We start from the raw sequence: 16,219 nt of genomic DNA, 5'->3' as shown, positions 1-16,219 counted from the left end.
AGCAATAGTTAGCTGATATTCTACCACACTATGAGCAAAACACACTTAACTGAACAGAAGTTTTCCGACTTCGCCCTGCACCCGCAGGTTATTGAGGCCCTTGAAAATAAAGGGTTTCATAACTGTACGCCTATTCAGGCGTTAGCTCTGCCATTGGCTCTGTCAGGGCGTGATGTTGCGGGCCAGGCGCAAACCGGTACAGGCAAGACGCTGGCTTTTCTCGCGTCTACTTTCCATTATTTGCTTTCACATCCTGCCAATGCAGCGCGCCAGACCAATCAGCCGCGAGCGTTAATTATGGCACCAACGCGTGAACTGGCTGTCCAGATTCACTCTGATGCAGAAGCGCTATCTCACCTGACCGGGTTAAAACTGGGTTTGGCCTACGGTGGTGATGGCTACGACAAACAGCTTAAAGTGCTGGAAAACGGCGTTGATATTCTGATCGGCACCACGGGTCGTCTGATCGATTACGCCAAGCAGAACCATATCGATCTGGGTGCGATTCAGGTTGTCGTATTGGACGAAGCCGACCGTATGTACGATCTCGGTTTCATTAAAGATATTCGCTGGCTGTTCCGCCGCATGCCGCCAGCGGCACAGCGTCTGAATATGCTCTTTTCCGCTACGCTCTCCTACCGAGTGCGTGAACTCGCGTTTGAACAAATGAATAACGCCGAGTATGTGGAAGTTGAACCGGAACAAAAAACCGGCCATCGCATTAAAGAAGAACTGTTTTATCCGTCTAACGAAGAAAAAATGCGCCTGCTCCAGACACTGCTGGAAGAAGAGTGGCCGGATCGCTGCATTATTTTCGCCAATACCAAGCATCGTTGCGAAGATATCTGGGGCCATTTGGCTGCCGACGGTCATCGCGTTGGGCTGTTGACAGGCGACGTCGCACAGAAAAAACGTCTGCGTATTCTGGAAGAATTTACCCAAGGTAATCTCGATATTCTGGTGGCAACGGACGTTGCGGCACGCGGCTTGCACATTCCTTCTGTGACCCACGTTTTCAACTACGATCTGCCGGATGACTGCGAAGACTATGTACACCGTATTGGCCGTACCGGGCGTGCGGGACAAAGCGGGTTTTCGATCAGTCTGGCCTGTGAAGAGTACGCGCTGAATCTCCCGGCTATTGAAACCTATATTGGCCACAGTATCCCTGTCAGCAAATATAACAGCGACGCACTGATGAGCGATTTACCCGCGCCGAAACGCTTAACACGTCCACCGCGTTCCAATAATGGCCCGCGACGACACAATGCGCCACGCCGCAGCGGAGCGCCCCGAAATAACCGTAAACGAGCGGATTAACCGTTGATGCTGAGTTCTTCTTCACTTTACGCTGCCATCGATCTCGGCTCGAACAGCTTCCATATGCTGGTCGCCCGGGAAACCGCTGGCAGCATTCAGACGCTGGCGAAAATAAAGCGTAAAGTTCGCCTTGCTGCTGGGCTGGATAAACAGAATCGGCTTTCACAGGAAGCGATGCAGCGCGGCTGGCACTGTTTGCAACTGTTCTCCGAACGGTTGCAAGACATTCCGCAAGGTCAGGTGCGCGTCGTCGCGACCGCAACCCTGCGCCTGGCAACGAATGCTGACGAATTTCTGCAACGGGCTCAGGAAATTCTGGGCTTACCGATTCAGGTGATCAGCGGTGAAGAAGAAGCACGCTTAATTTATCAAGGCGTAGCACATACGACGGGTGGACCGGATGCACGTCTGGTGGTCGATATCGGCGGTGGCAGCACCGAGCTGGCAACAGGTGTTGGCGCAAAAACCACGCAGTTGTTCAGCTTGCCGATGGGATGCGTAACGTGGCTGGATCGTTATTTCAGCGACCGCAATCTGGAAGCGGGTAACTTTGAACGCGCGGAACAGGCGGCGCGTGAAATGCTGCGTCCTGTCGCGGCGTCTCTGCGCGAACAGGGCTGGCAAATCTGCGTCGGTGCTTCCGGCACGGTTCAAGCGCTACAGGAAATTATGGTCGCGCAGGGAATGGATGAATACATTACTCTGCCGAAGCTGAAACAACTGAAAGAACATGCGATTCAGTGCGATAAGCTGGAAGAGTTGGAAATTGAAGGCCTGACGCTGGAACGCGCGCTGGTTTTCCCCAGCGGATTAGCCATTCTGCTGGCGATCTTCCAGGAACTCGACATCAAAACGATGACACTGGCCGGAGGCGCGCTGCGTGAAGGTCTGGTCTATGGCATGCTGCATCTCCCCATCGATCAGGATATTCGCCATCGCACACTGGAGACGTTGCAACGTCGCTATCTACTGGATACCGAGCAGGCTAAGCGCGTCAGCACACTGGCTGACAATTTCCTGCAACAGGTGGCTCGAGACTGGCAGTTAGATAACCGATGTCGCGAGTTACTGCGCAGCGCCTGTCTGGTGCACGAGATCGGTTTGAGCATTGATTTTCGCCAGTCCCCCCAGCATGCTGCCTATTTGATTCGCCATAGCGATCTCCCCGGCTTTACACCAGCCCAAAAGAAACTGTTAGCCACACTCCTGCAAAACCAGATTAACCCTGTCGATTTGATGCCGCTGAGTCAGCAGAATGCGCTGCCGGTCAATCAGGCGCAACGTCTGTGTCGTCTGCTGCGTTTGGCGATTATTTTTGCCAGCCGCCGCCGCGATGACACTCTGCCAGCAGTACGACTGCGCGTAGAAGGTGAAACACTACGTTTGATTCTGCCTACAGGTTGGCTGGCTCAACATCCATTACGGGCAGAAATGCTGGAACAGGAAAGCCGCTGGCAAAGCTACGTACACTGGCCTCTGATGCTGGAAGAAACTCCCGCTTAACGAGCATATATACCCTAAATAATTCGAGTTGCAGGACAAAACGTTGATGTTTTGAACAATGCGAAGCGTTGGCTCGCTAGGGCGAGGCCATTTATGCGCCTCGTAATGCAGCAAGCGCACGACAAATTCGTCGGGAACGAATTTGACCAGCCAACGGCTGGCCTTCGGTGAGAGACAGGATGTCTCTCATTTCATCCCCAGGCGCTTACATCAGTAAGTGACTGGGGTGAGTAACGGAAGCCAGCGCACATGCGGCTTGAAGTATGACGGGAATACTACTCCCCTTTTGCTTTTGCTAGCATTGCCCGGATGTTTGCAACGTTCGCCTGACCTTTCTGCATCCGCTCTTGTGCGCTAACCACTTTTCTTTCCGTTTCCCACACCACATCATCCTGTGGCAGTTCCAGCAGGAAACGACTCGGTTCAGGACGAACCAATTCACCATACTGGCGGCGTTCTTTGCACAACGTGAAGAACAGTTCGCGCTGGGCACGCGTAATCCCCACGTAGGCCAGACGGCGCTCTTCATCGACGTTATCTTCATCAATACTGCTCTGGTGCGGCAATAAACCTTCTTCCATCCCCACCAAAAAGACGTACGGAAACTCCAGGCCTTTGGACGCGTGCAGTGTCATCAGTTGAACCTGATCGAGTTCCTCTTCGCTTTCGCCGCGTTCCATCATGTCGCGTAGAGTGAAACGCGTCACCACCTGCGTCAGCGTCATCGGTTCATCCAGCTCGGAGCCTTCCAGCATTTCGGTCATCCAACTGAATAGCTGATTGACGTTCTTCATCCGCATTTCTGCGGCTTTTGGGCTGGGAGAGGTTTCATACAACCAGCTTTCATAGTCCAACCCATGAATCAGGTCACGCACGGCGGCAACAGGCTCGCGCTCCGCCAGACGGGCAATTTCCGCCAGCCACTGCGTGAACCGTTGCAGGGATTCCAAGCCACGTCCGGTCAGCGACTGGCTCAGCCCGAGATCAAAGCTCGCGCTGAACAGGCCTTTATTACGCTGTGCTGCCCACTCGCCCAGCTTTTTCATCGTCGCCGGACCAATTTCACGTTTCGGCGTGTTCACAATACGTAAAAACGCGCTGTCATCGTCCGGGTTGGTCAGTACACGCAAATACGCCAGCAGGTCTTTGATTTCAGGACGGGAAAAAAAGGACGTGCCGCCGGAGATACGATACGGAATACGGTTCTGCATCAGCATCTTTTCAAACAGACGCGACTGATGGTTGCCACGATACAAGATGGCATAGTCGCCATACTGGGTCTTTTTAATAAAGTGATGGGCAATCAATTCACCCACGACCCGCTCCGCTTCGTGATCGTCGTTGTTGGCGGTAATCACTTTAAGCTCATCACCATAACCCAGTTCAGAAAACAGCCGTTTTTCAAAGACATGCGGGTTGTTGGCGATAAGAATATTGGCCGCTTTCAGAATCCGACCGGATGAGCGATAGTTTTGTTCCAGTTTGATCACATCAAGCGTAGGGAAATCCTGCTGTAGCAACACCAGATTTTGTGGCCGCGCACCGCGCCAGGAGTAAATCGACTGATCGTCGTCTCCCACGACGGTAAAACGTGCGCGGGTGCCAACCAGTAGCTTAACCAACTCATACTGGCTGGTATTGGTGTCCTGATATTCATCCACCAGCAGGTAGCGTAAGCGATTCTGCCAGCGTTCGCGCACCTCGGCGTTCTGCTTCAGCAACAAAGTAGGCAGCAGAATCAGATCGTCGAAATCCAGCACATTACAGGCACGCAGGTGGTCGTGATAAAGCGAATAGCAATGTACGAACAGCTTATCGCGTTCAGATCGCGCCGTCGCCGCCGCACCAGCAGGATCGATCAGATCGTTTTTCCAGTTGGAGATCGTCGAGATCAACTGTTGCAGCAGCACCTTATCATTTTCCAGCCACTGTTCTGTGAGTTCTTTCAGCAGCGCCATCTGATCGTGATCGTCAAACAGGGAGAAATTGGCTTTCATGCCCAACGCGATGTATTCACGTTTGATGATCTCCAGCCCCAGCGTATGGAAAGTGGCAATCATCAGCCCACGCGTTTCTTTACGCCCCAGCGTTTGTGCCACGCGCTCTTTCATCTCACGCGCGGCTTTGTTGGTAAACGTCACCGCAGCAATGTGCCGAGCCTGATAACCGCACTGGCGGATAAGGTGCGCAATTTTGTTGGTGATAACGCGGGTCTTGCCTGAGCCTGCGCCCGCCAGTACCAGACAAGGTCCGGTGACGAATTCGACGGCATGTTGTTGGCTGGGGTTTAAGCGCATAACGATCTTGCTCACTCATAAAACGGAAGGCGATTGTAGCAGAAAGCCGCCTCGATCTTGACCGGGGATTTGTTATTAAGGAAAGCACGTCACTGTCCACATCTTGCGTTGCAAATGTTACATTGCGCGCAGGAATCTCTTTTGCAAAAAGGTAACAACATGGCAAATACCGCAGCAGCCCTGCACATTCTGGTGGACACGGAACAGCAGGCTAACGACATCCTTGCTCAACTGGAAAAAGGTGCAGACTTCCAGAAACTGGCGCAGAAACACTCGACCTGCCCGTCAAAGCGCAACGGCGGCGATTTAGGTGAATTTCGTAAAGGTGACATGGTGCCAGCGTTCGATAAAGCTGTGTTTTCCTGCGAATTGCTGAAACCGTTTGGCCCAGTGAAAACCCAGTTTGGCTACCATGTGATCAAAGTGCTGTACCGCAATTAAGGCGTGAGGCCAGCGCAAACAAGCATAAAAAGCGCGCCAACCTTCTGGTCTGGCGCGTTTTTTTATTACAGATCTAACTACCCTATGGTCATTAAGCTGGCGTTACCCCCCGCGGCGGCGGTATTGATACTCAGAGAACGTTCTGTCAGCAGACGCTCCAGTTGAACATGGGTATCGCCCCGCGCGTAGCCTAATGGCTGAATTATCGGGCCATCACGTTCGGCCAGCGTTTTACTCAACTGCCGTAACCGATCGGCATCGCCATGGTAGATGACGCCATGAAAAGACACGCCCTGTTGTTGCCAGTCGGAGATAAACTGAATATGTGACTGTACCTCGGCGGGTAAACGTTCATAGAGCACTTTCTCATGCTCACCTTCCGGCCATAGCAGCGTTCCCCCCGTTGCCAACACCGCCGCCGTTTGGATCAGGCGATCTTCCTCGTTGTCCGTCAGGCACAAAATCCGTCCACGCGGTAGCAGCATGTAGGTATTACTTTCCCCTGTTGGGCCGGGCAGACGTCGCATTATTCCACTGATACTCGTTTTCCGATAACGCTGACACAGCGCCGCCAGCCTGTGGCGTTCATCAGCAATGGCCCACATCTCCAGCGCCTGTAGCCCGGCCAGCAGCGACGTGCGGGGAGACATATCCGGTGCCTGCTCGCGGCTCAGCGTCGAGAAACCGTTCGCGAGTCCATCATCCGGTCGATGCGCCAACAAGCGATACAGATAAAGCGGCCCACCAGCCTTTGGCCCCGTTCCCGATAGCCCTTCCCCGCCAAACGGCTGAACACCGACAACGGCACCGACCATATTGCGATTCACATATTGATTGCCCACTTTCGCTCTGTTCGTGACTCGCTGGATAATTTCATCAATACGGGTATGCACGCCCAGCGTCAGGCCGTATCCCGCCGCGTTAATCTGTTCAATTAGCGTATCCAACTGCTGGCTTGGATAACGAATAATGTGTAAAACTGGACCAAAAACTTCTTTTTTCAGCTCGTCTATATTGCTCAGCTCGATCAGGGTCGGCTTCACAAATGTCCCCTGCCGCCACGCCTCTTCATCCTGTGGATACGCAGCCTGAAACACGGTATGGCCTTGCGCTTGCATCGCCTGAATATGCTGCTCCACGCACGCTTTCGCCTCGGCGTCAATCAACGGACCGATATCGGTCGATAACCGTTCAGGATTGCCCATGCGACACTCCGCCATCGCACCACGCAGCATGTTCAGCGTGCGATCCGCGATATCCTCTTGCAGGCATAAAAGACGTAATGCCGAACAGCGCTGCCCGGCGCTATCGAACGCAGAGGCAATAACGTCATTCACCACCTGCTCCGTCAGCGCAGACGAATCAACAATCATCGCATTCAGCCCGCCGGTTTCGGCAATCAACGGCGTCAAACGCCCTTGCGAATCGAGTCTACCCGCAATGCGGCGTTGCAAAATTTTGGCCACAGCCGTCGATCCGGTAAATACCACGCCGCGCACCCGTTCATCATTGACTAACGCCGCACCTATCGTTTCTCCCTGTCCGGGCAGCAGTTGCAATACGCCAGCAGGCACGCCCGCGTCGCGCAAAATACGCACCGCCTGCGCGGCAATTAGCGGCGTCTGTTCTGCCGGTTTCGCCAGCACGCTGTTGCCTGCCGCGAGGGCAGCAGAAATTTGTCCGGTAAAGATCGCCAGCGGGAAATTCCACGGGCTGATGCACACCACGGGACCCAGTGGACGATGTGTAGCATTGCTGAATGTATCTCGTACCTGTGTGGCGTAATAGCGTAAAAAGTCCACGGCTTCACGCACTTCTGCAATCGCATTACTGAAAGATTTCCCCGCCTCCCGAACCAACAAGCCCAGCAGATGTTGCAACTGTCCTTCCATCATCGACGCGGCTCGATTCAATATTGCGGCTCGTTCTGCGGGCGGTGTCGTAAACCAGAGGGTGCCGGCCTGCACCGCCGTCCCTACCGCCAGTTCAACATCCGCGACGGAGGCATCGCGAACATAGCCCACCACATCATGCACATCAGCCGGATTCACGACGGGCTTTTCTTCGTGCGCTTCACTTTCCTCCTCCATCATCGGCGCGGCATACCACGGCTGCGCCGCGTGACTCAGCAACGCGCTGGAGAGCGAGGCCAACCGATGTTCATTCGAGAGATCCAACCCGCTCGAATTTTGCCGTTCCTGACCGTAGATCTGACGGGGCAGCGGAATACGGGGATGTGGTGCCCCCATACTCCACTCCACCTTTGCCAGCGCCTCTACACCGCGAACCGGATCGGCAATCAGCGTTTCTAATGGCATTGAGGTATCCGCAATGCGGTTCACAAAGGAAGTATTCGCGCCGTTTTCCAGCAGCCGTCTTACCAGATAGGCCAGCAGTGTTTCATGGGTTCCAACTGGTGCGTAGATACGGCACGGACGATTCAGTTTGCCGTCTGCAACCGCGCCAACGACTTGCTCATAGAGCGGTTCGCCCATACCGTGCAGACATTGGAATTCATACTGACCGGGATAATAATTATTGCCCGCCATGTGGTAGATCGCACTTAGCGTCTGCGCGTTGTGCGTAGCGAACTGCGGATAAATCAGATTGGGTACGGCCAGCAACTTGCGTGCGCACGCCAGATAAGACACATCGGTATAGACCTTACGCGTATAGACCGGATAGCCTTCTAATCCGTCAATCTGCGCCCGTTTGATTTCACTATCCCAGTATGCCCCTTTCACCAACCGAATCATCAACCGCCGATGACTGCGCTGTGCCAATTCAATCAGCGCGTCGATCACATACGGACAGCGTTTCTGATAAGCCTGAACGACAAACCCAATACCGTTCCACCCAGCCAGTTGCGGCTCCAGACAGAGTTTTTCCAGCAGGTCGAGTGAGATCTCCAGTCGTTCGGCTTCCTCGGCATCAATATTGATGCCGATATCGTACTGACGAGCCAGCAACGTCAGCGATAACAGGCGCGGGTATAGCTCATTAAACACGCGGTCGTACTGTGCCCGGCTATAGCGCGGATGCAGTGCCGATAGCTTAATCGAAATGCCCGGCCCTTCATAAATCCCACGTCCGTTCGAGGCTTTACCGATAGCATGAATTGCTTGCTGATAAGCCGTCAGATACGCGGCAGCATCCTGTTCCGTCAGCGCCGCTTCACCCAGCATATCGTAGGAGTGACGAAAGCCTTTTTCCTCCCGCTTGCGGGCATTTGCAAGTGCTTCGCCGATGGTTTCTCCCGTAACAAATTGCTCCCCCATCAGTCGCATGGCCATATCGAGGCCTTTGCGAATCAGCGGCTCACCGCTTTTTCCGATGATGCGGTTCAGCGAGTGCGACAGATTCGCTTCATTATGTTTCGCCACCAGCTTTCCGGTAAACAGCAGCCCCCAGGTTGCGGCGTTCACAAAGGGCGACGGACTATGGCCAAGATGCGCCTGCCAATTGCCTTTGCTGATTTTGTCCCGGATCAACGCATCGCGCGTAGATTTATCAGGAATACGCAGCAGCGCTTCGGCTAAGCACATCAGCGCTACCCCTTCCTGAGAAGACAGTGAGAATTCCTGCAACAGCCCCTGCACAACACCCGAACGCCCCTTTCCGGCTTTCTGGCTGCGCAATTTATCCGCCAATCGATAGGCTAATTTCTGCGTTAATTGCGACAATTCATCAGTAAGTCTTGCCTGTTCAAGCAAGATAGGAACGAATTCATTTTCGGGAAGCCGATAAGCAGAGGTAATAGCAGCACGGATAACCGACTGAGGAAGAACCTGTTCAGCGAAATGAAGAAAGGGTTGATGGGTTTCTTCTTCACGAGATTGCGGCATAATCTCTTCCGCTTCAATGTGGCTAATGTTCGCCCATTGTGGTGTTTCAGGAGTGTCGAGGCCACTTTCGAGGCGTTCGAGGTAATGGAAAATAGCCTGTTTGATCAGCCAGTATGGCGTGCGATCAATACGCTGTGCAGCAGCCTTGATGCGTTCGCGCGTTTCCTCATCGAGTTTTACACCCATCGTGGTAAAGCCCATAACGTTGACTCCTGTCATGAGAAGATGCACATCGGGAAAAGACCAATATCGACCATGCTGCAACTTTGTGCAACCTTGTTAACAAATGGAGCGGTTGCAGCCCCTTATCACCTTCAGACGTCGTTCCAGCCTGAGTGATGACAATAAAACACAGCGTCGCCGAGATAGCGGCACGAAAAATAATGTGGAGAGTTGAATGACAATTAGCACACCCATGCTGGTGACATTTTTGGTTTACATTTTCGGGATGGTGCTCATCGGCCTGTTCGCCTATCGCGCCACCAATAATTTTGGCGATTACATTCTGGGTGGACGTCGGATGGGAAGCGTGGTAACCGCGCTGTCGGCTGGCGCTTCCGATATGAGCGGCTGGCTGCTCATGGGCTTACCGGGCGCTATCTTCATTTCGGGGATCTCTGAAAGCTGGATCGCTATCGGCCTGACACTCGGCGCGTACCTGAACTGGAAATGGGTCGCCGGACGCCTGCGCGTACACACCGAGGTCAATCACAACGCGCTCACGCTACCTGACTATTTCACCCATCGCTTTGAAGACAACAGTAAGTTACTGCGCGTGATTTCCGCATTAGTGATCTTGATTTTCTTCACTATCTATTGCGCATCCGGCGTGGTTGCAGGAGCACGCCTGTTTGAAAGCACCTTTGGCATGAGCTATAGCACCGCATTATGGGCAGGCGCAGCGGCCACCATCGCCTATACCTTTATTGGCGGCTTTCTGGCCGTAAGCTGGACAGACACCGTGCAGGCCAGCCTGATGATTTTCGCGTTGATCCTGACGCCAGTGATGGTCATTCTGTCTCTCGGGGGCATCGACACCTCACTCATGGTGATTGAAGCCAAAAATCCGGCCAATCTGGATATGTTTAAAGGGCTGAATGTTGTCGCCATCATCTCTCTGATGGGGTGGGGCCTGGGCTATTTTGGTCAGCCACACATTCTGGCGCGCTTCATGGCCGCCGATTCACACCACACGATCCACAGCGCACGTCGTATCAGTATGACCTGGATGATTCTGTGTCTGGCCGGAGCCGTGACGGTAGGTTTCTTCGGCATCGCCTACTTCAACAATAACCCGCATCAGGCTGGTAACGTGGCGCAAAACAGCGAACGCGTCTTTATCGAGCTATCCATGCTGCTGTTCAATCCGTGGATTGCCGGCGTGCTGCTGTCGGCGATTCTGGCTGCGGTGATGAGTACGCTGAGTTGTCAGTTACTGGTGTGTTCCAGCGCCATCACTGAGGATTTATACAAACCTTTCCTGCGCAAAAATGCCAGCCAGAAAGAGCTAGTGTGGGTCGGTCGCGCCATGGTGCTGTTAGTCGCTATCATTTCCATTGCGCTGTCTCTTAACCCTGAAAACCGAGTGCTGGGTCTGGTGAGCTATGCCTGGGCTGGTTTCGGCGCGGCATTCGGGCCAGTGATTTTGATTTCTCTGCTGTGGTCACGCATGACGCGTAACGGCGCACTGCTCGGTATGATCGTCGGAGCGGCAACGGTACTGATCTGGAAACAGTACGCCTGGCTGGGTCTGTATGAAATCATCCCCGGTTTCCTCTTCAATAGCCTGACCATTTTCATCGTCAGCCTGTTGGGTAAAACGCCATCAAAAGCCATTACCGAGCGCTTCAATCAGGCGGAAGCAGAATATCGCTCGGTTTGATAAAACAAGCTCTTACGAAAAGATCCCGACGATAAAAAAGGGCACAGCGAATGCTGTGCCCTTATCATTTCGATCACTGATCGATATTAACCCGCAACGGCGATACGCTTCATGTCTTTCATGTAGCCGCGCAGCGTGTGGCCTACGGTTTCTATTGGGTGGTTACGAATGGCTTCGTTCACATCACGCAGTTGCGCGTTGTCAACTTCAGTACCCGCTACCGCTTTACCCAGATCGCCCGGTTGCAGAGAAGCCATGAACGCATCTTTCAGCAACGGAACCGCGGCGTTAGCAAACAGGTAGTTACCGTATTCTGCGGTATCAGAGATCACCACGTTCATTTCATACAGACGCTTACGCGCAATGGTGTTGGCGATCAGCGGCAGTTCATGCAGAGATTCATAGTAAGCGGATTCTTCGATGATGCCGGAGCTCACCATGGTTTCAAACGCCAGCTCAACGCCCGCTTTCACCATCGCCACCATCAGCACGCCGTTATCAAAGTATTCTTGCTCAGCGATTTTACCGTCAAACTGCGGTGCGTTTTCGAATGCTGTCTTACCGGTCTCTTCACGCCAAGTCAGCAGTTTCACGTCATCGTTCGCCCAGTCAGCCATCATGCCGCTGGAGAATTCGCCGGAGATGATGTCATCCATGTGTTTCTGGAACAGCGGTGCCATGATGCCTTTCAATTGCTCAGACAGCGCATAAGCACGCAGTTTCGCTGGGTTAGACAGGCGATCCATCATCAGCGTAATCCCACCCTGCTTCAGCGCTTCGGTGATGGTTTCCCAGCCGAACTGAATCAGTTTTTCGGCATAAGCCGGATCGGTGCCTTCAGCGACCAGTTTGTCGAAGCTCAGCAGAGAGCCAGCCTGCAACATACCACACAGAATGGTCTGCTCGCCCATCAGGTCAGATTTCACTTCCGCCACGAAAGAGGATTGCAGCACGCCAGCACGGTGACCACCGGTTGCCGCCGCCCAGGCTTTAGCGATAGCCATGCCTTCGCCTTTTGGATCATTTTCCGGGTGAACCGCGATCAGCGTCGGTACACCGAAACCACGTTTGTATTCTTCACGCACTTCCGTACCCGGGCACTTCGGCGCGACCATCACCACGGTGATGTCTTTACGGATCTGCTCACCCACTTCAACGATGTTGAAGCCGTGGGAGTAACCCAGCGCTGCGCCTTGTTTCATCAGCGGTTGTACCGCCTGAACCACAGCGGAGTGCTGCTTGTCTGGCGTCAGGTTAACCACCAGATCCGCCTGCGGGATCAGATCTTCGTAAGTGCCAACGGTAAAGCCGTTTTCGGTCGCCTTACGCCATGAAGCGCGTTTTTCTGCAATCGCTTCAGCACGCAGGGCATAAGCGATATCCAGACCAGAATCACGCATGTTCAGACCCTGATTCAAACCCTGAGCGCCACAGCCGACGATCACCACTTTTTTCCCTTTCAGGTAGCTCGCCTCATCGGCAAATTCATCACGCCCCATAAAGCGGCACTTGCCCAATTGATCTAGCTGCTGACGCAGGTTTAATGTGTTGAAGTAGTTAGCCATGTCGTGCTCCGTATACGGTTTTGTTTATCTGTTATTCGAGAAAGGATTCCCACCACAGGGGAATTCACTATGCCCCCATCATATGACAGGAATTGCGTTGCTGAAATTGATATATTAGCAACGTCATATTGCACTATTTGCAAGATAAAAAGCGGTTGCAAGATAAAAAACGGCGGCAAGATAAAAAACGAGGCCTGCGTCGCATGGATTTACGTGATCTCAAATTATTCCTGCATCTGGCGGAAAGTCGACACTTTGGTCGTACCGCCAAAGCGATGCACATCAGCCCATCCACGCTGTCGCGACAAATTCAGCGGCTGGAAGAGGATTTAGGGCAGACGCTATTCCTGCGCGACAACCGTACCGTTCAGCTCACCGATGCTGGCGAGCACCTGAAACTGTTCGCTCAGCAAACGCTGCTGCAATACCAGCAGTTACGCCATACGATAGACCAGCACGGGCCGTCATTAAGCGGCGAGCTACGCATTTTTTGCTCCGTCACCGCCGCCTATAGCCACCTGCCGCCGATTTTGGATCGCTTTCGGGCGTTACACCCGCTGGTAGAAATCAAGCTGATGACCGGCGATGCCGCCGATGCCGTTGAGAAAATTCAGTCGAACGACGGGGATTTAGGCATTGCAGGACGCCCGGAAGCGCTGCCTGTCAGCGTGGATTTCATGCCGCTCGATAAGCTGCCGCTGGCGTTGATCATCCCCGCGCTTCCCTGTCCTGTACAGTCGCTGGTGCGGCAAACGGATCCCGACTGGTCGCAGATTCCTTTCATTTTGCCGGAACACGGGCCGGTGCGTAAGCGTATCGATCTGTGGTTCCGACGTAACCACATCACCAACCCACAAATTTACGCCACCATTTCCGGGCATGAAGCGATGGTGTCGATGGTCGCGCTGGGCTGCGGCATCGCGCTGATTCCAAACATCGTGCTGGAGAATAGCCCGGAACCAGTGCGCAACCGTGTGTCTGTTTTTGTCGAACACGCGATGGAACCGCTTGAACTGGGCGTTTGCGTACAGAAAAAACGGCTTAGCGAACCGCTGATCGCCGCCTTTTGGGACATATTACAGGACACACCATGAAGATAGCGTTCACGACCCTCATCGCCAGCGCGGCGCTGGTTTCCCTCAGCGACAACACGCACGCCGCCAGTTTCCCCTGCGAAAAAGCTGCCTCGGCGCAGGAAAAGCAGATTTGCGCCAGCCCGTTGCTCGAACAGCTCGATGAAGAGTTAGCGCAGGCATGGAAGACCTCCCGCGCGTTCCTGACAACCTACACCAACAGCGCGCCGTGGGAAAAAACGCTCAACCAGTTTCAGCGTAGCTGGCTGACCACGCGTGACCAATGCACAGACGAAGACTGCCTGCGCCAGCGTTACCAGCAGCAGCTCAATCGGCTGCGTTATCTGAATGACATCGCGCAGCACGCGTTGCCATCCCCGATTACCCCCGTGAAGAAAACCTCCTGCTTCCACGGTTCGTTCAGCTATGAGTATGTGATGTCGGGGCTTTCAGCCGAGGAGTACCGCGATCTGGGTGAGTATTTTCGGGAAATATACGATCAGAAAGCCCCCTACCATGCCGTCAGCCTGACGATGAATGACCAACGCGGCAAGATTGACGGCAGCGCATCCATTGCATTCCGCTACGGTAACAAACTGGATGATACTTCCTTCACCGCCCGTCAGATGAGCGATGTACAGGCGATCGGCAAAGGCGAAAGCAGCTTCGGTCAGCAGGTGAAAATACTGCTCACCTGCATTGACGACGATCATCTGCAAATCGCCACCTTCGGCAGCAATCAGGAAGAAGGTTACCTGTTTAACACTTTGCTGGAGCGCGATAACGCCCCACAGGAACAGCAGAAAACGCCATGACGCCTATCTCTGGCGTTCGAACCCTCTATCCGCCGAAAAGCTCCGCGTCTCGTACTAACGCCGATCGTTTAAAGATCGAGATACCGGGGACGACCACGGTGCGAGGTATCCCTGCGGGAACCTCATCACCGTGTTTCCCCCTAAATTCACTCAAAGTGAACAGCATTACGCGTATCGTGCTCCGTTTCCTGCGCGGCCTTCTTCATGGTTTCGACGTTCATCAGGTAATGATAGAGCGGTTCAAGCTGGGTAAACCCCTGTGACAGAACCGTCACCAGATCGCCGGAAAACAGCGCGTCCATATCCTGCCGGGTACATATCGCGGCAAACGATTTACGGTTATACCAGTCAGCCAGTTCCGGCTTCTGATCTTTAATCAGCGGGCGTTTATAGCTGTCCCCTTCCAGCGTGAAGGTATTTCCCAGACAACTCGCCATCTCAAGAAACTGCGACGGATTCCCGCGCAGCGTCTGACGGAACAGATCCATCGTGTTGCGCGTCGCGCTGTAATAACCCAGCCCGTAGCGCCAGGTATCCGGTGTGATTTCAAAGAAATACACTGGCGCGTCCGTCCAGTCTTTGCGAGTACGTTTGAAAGTGAGCCACATCTGGCTGCGATAGCGTGATTTATCGTGAGAAAAGCGCGTATCACGGTGAATACGGGAAAGTGTTTTACCGATGGCAGGACGCGTTTCAAAATGGTCGTCAATCTGCAACATCGTCAGACTGAGTTCATCCACCAGCATGCGGAACGGCGCAACCAGTTGCTCGTCGTAAACCGCGCGATGCTCGTCAAACCACGCTTTATCGTTGTGCTGTCGCACCTGCTGAAGAAACGTTAAACCCGCTTGAGAAAAACCGCTGAACGGTGTTGCCATAGAGAAATACCATCCCTGTTGCTGTCAGATGGCATTAAAGATAACGCCGCCGACAGTGAAACACCATCGGCGTGACACACCTATTCAAAGGATGAGCATTAAGGGATATTTAGCTCACCATCCAACGACTCGATCCGTCTGTAGTTTTCTACCGCCTCGCAGAGGCTTTTACCTGAGAAATAAATAGGGCTATCTTTCTCATACGGGTGTACCTTATATGCACAACGATGGACAACATAATTTTTCCACGCGGCTTGATCTTTCTTAAAAAGCTGCACTGCTTCCTCCTCACCATCAAAAGCCTTCAGTGTAGAGAGGAATTTGATGGCTTCCTTATTTTTCTGTTCTAATTTTTCCGCTGAATCAGAAAGCATCCGTTCAATACAAATATCCACTTCATGATAGCTCTCACCTTTCATCAGATCTTTACATAACGTTTTTTTCATTATACCCAGCTTGCTCCAGTAAATCTCACCAAATGCAGGAGATATACCGTTCACAGTCAATAGCATAAATAAAAATAAATAGATATTTTTCATTTCTTCATCCTTAAATTATTCGCCTAAAAAATATCATCGACAGCGTTACACGTTTATATAA

At 53.1% G+C, this 16,219-nt stretch carries 11 protein-coding genes; 6 read left to right on the top strand and 5 right to left on the bottom strand.

The window, feature by feature from the left end; translation table 11 throughout:
* Positions 1-30 precede the first annotated feature (30 nt).
* Together rhlB and ppx are read left to right on the top strand one after the other, a co-directional pair.
* The gene (gene rhlB, locus OI69_RS01715; protein WP_039345270.1) at positions 31-1,320 is read left to right on the top strand and encodes an ATP-dependent RNA helicase RhlB; all 1,290 of its coding nucleotides are present in this window, start codon (positions 31-33) and stop codon (positions 1,318-1,320) included.
* Between the two features lie 6 nt (positions 1,321-1,326).
* Positions 1,327-2,823 carry an exopolyphosphatase gene (gene ppx / locus OI69_RS01710; protein WP_039345267.1) on the top strand — a complete coding sequence of 499 codons (1,497 nt, stop codon included), beginning with the start codon at positions 1,327-1,329 and terminating at the stop codon, positions 2,821-2,823.
* A gap of 275 nt (positions 2,824-3,098) precedes the next feature.
* On the opposite strand, the gene rep is transcribed toward ppx, so the two are convergent.
* The gene (gene rep / locus OI69_RS01705) at positions 3,099-5,120 is read right to left on the bottom strand and encodes a DNA helicase Rep (protein WP_039345264.1); all 2,022 of its coding nucleotides are present in this window, start codon (positions 5,118-5,120) and stop codon (positions 3,099-3,101) included.
* Positions 5,121-5,279: 159 nt separating this feature from the next.
* Here rep and ppiC point away from each other — a divergent pair, with 159 nt between their 5' ends.
* Positions 5,280-5,561 (top strand): peptidylprolyl isomerase PpiC, encoded by a 282-nt coding sequence (ppiC, locus tag OI69_RS01700; protein ID WP_015842110.1) that lies wholly within the window; start codon positions 5,280-5,282, stop codon positions 5,559-5,561.
* A gap of 77 nt (positions 5,562-5,638) precedes the next feature.
* On the opposite strand, the gene putA is transcribed toward ppiC, so the two are convergent.
* Complete coding sequence (putA, locus tag OI69_RS01695; RefSeq protein ID WP_039345261.1) at positions 5,639-9,607, bottom strand: trifunctional transcriptional regulator/proline dehydrogenase/L-glutamate gamma-semialdehyde dehydrogenase; 3,969 nt, start codon at positions 9,605-9,607, stop codon at positions 5,639-5,641.
* Between the two features lie 196 nt (positions 9,608-9,803).
* Between putA and putP the strand changes: the two genes are divergently transcribed.
* The gene (putP, locus tag OI69_RS01690) at positions 9,804-11,288 is read left to right on the top strand and encodes a sodium/proline symporter PutP (RefSeq protein WP_039345259.1); all 1,485 of its coding nucleotides are present in this window, start codon (positions 9,804-9,806) and stop codon (positions 11,286-11,288) included.
* A gap of 86 nt (positions 11,289-11,374) precedes the next feature.
* Here the strand turns inward: putP and ilvC are convergent, their stop codons facing one another.
* The gene (ilvC, locus tag OI69_RS01685) at positions 11,375-12,853 is read right to left on the bottom strand and encodes a ketol-acid reductoisomerase (RefSeq protein ID WP_010283900.1); all 1,479 of its coding nucleotides are present in this window, start codon (positions 12,851-12,853) and stop codon (positions 11,375-11,377) included.
* 203 nt (positions 12,854-13,056) lie between these two features.
* On the opposite strand from ilvC, the gene ilvY reads away from it, so the two are divergent.
* Positions 13,057-13,947, top strand: a complete 891-nt coding sequence (gene ilvY, locus OI69_RS01680) for an HTH-type transcriptional activator IlvY (protein ID WP_039345421.1) — start codon at positions 13,057-13,059, stop codon at positions 13,945-13,947.
* Entirely contained in the window at positions 13,944-14,741 is a 798-nt protein-coding gene (locus OI69_RS01675; RefSeq protein WP_039345256.1) for a lysozyme inhibitor LprI family protein, read from the top strand. Before ilvY ends, OI69_RS01675 begins: the two co-directional genes overlap by 4 nt.
* 146 nt (positions 14,742-14,887) lie before the next feature.
* Here the strand turns inward: OI69_RS01675 and OI69_RS01670 are convergent, their stop codons facing one another.
* A complete protein-coding gene (locus OI69_RS01670; protein ID WP_039345254.1) occupies positions 14,888-15,619 on the bottom strand; it encodes a DUF2461 domain-containing protein in 732 nt (243 codons plus the stop codon).
* Positions 15,620-15,717: 98 nt separating this feature from the next.
* Positions 15,718-16,158, bottom strand: coding sequence for a lysozyme inhibitor LprI family protein (locus OI69_RS01665; RefSeq protein WP_039345251.1), 441 nt, complete (start codon positions 16,156-16,158; stop codon positions 15,718-15,720).
* Between the last annotated feature and the right edge of the window lie 61 nt (positions 16,159-16,219).

It is taken from the genome of Pectobacterium fontis, assembly GCF_000803215.1.
In the GTDB taxonomy this organism is placed as follows: Bacteria; Pseudomonadota; Gammaproteobacteria; order Enterobacterales; family Enterobacteriaceae; genus Pectobacterium; species Pectobacterium fontis.
Note: the sequence above shows the minus strand (reverse complement) of the source record. Positions and strands in the feature narration are given on the sequence as shown.

Coding starts and splice junctions, on each gene's coding strand:
- rhlB (WP_039345270.1), top strand. CDS start 31: ATGAGCAAAACACACTTAACTGAACAGAAGTTTTCCGACTTCGCCCTG.
- ppx (WP_039345267.1), top strand. CDS start 1,327: ATGCTGAGTTCTTCTTCACTTTACGCTGCCATCGATCTCGGCTCGAAC.
- rep (WP_039345264.1), bottom strand. CDS start 5,120: ATGCGCTTAAACCCCAGCCAACAACATGCCGTCGAATTCGTCACCGGA.
- ppiC (WP_015842110.1), top strand. CDS start 5,280: ATGGCAAATACCGCAGCAGCCCTGCACATTCTGGTGGACACGGAACAG.
- putA (WP_039345261.1), bottom strand. CDS start 9,607: ATGGGCTTTACCACGATGGGTGTAAAACTCGATGAGGAAACGCGCGAA.
- putP (WP_039345259.1), top strand. CDS start 9,804: ATGACAATTAGCACACCCATGCTGGTGACATTTTTGGTTTACATTTTC.
- ilvC (WP_010283900.1), bottom strand. CDS start 12,853: ATGGCTAACTACTTCAACACATTAAACCTGCGTCAGCAGCTAGATCAA.
- ilvY (WP_039345421.1), top strand. CDS start 13,057: ATGGATTTACGTGATCTCAAATTATTCCTGCATCTGGCGGAAAGTCGA.
- OI69_RS01675 (WP_039345256.1), top strand. CDS start 13,944: ATGAAGATAGCGTTCACGACCCTCATCGCCAGCGCGGCGCTGGTTTCC.
- OI69_RS01670 (WP_039345254.1), bottom strand. CDS start 15,619: ATGGCAACACCGTTCAGCGGTTTTTCTCAAGCGGGTTTAACGTTTCTT.
- OI69_RS01665 (WP_039345251.1), bottom strand. CDS start 16,158: ATGAAAAATATCTATTTATTTTTATTTATGCTATTGACTGTGAACGGT.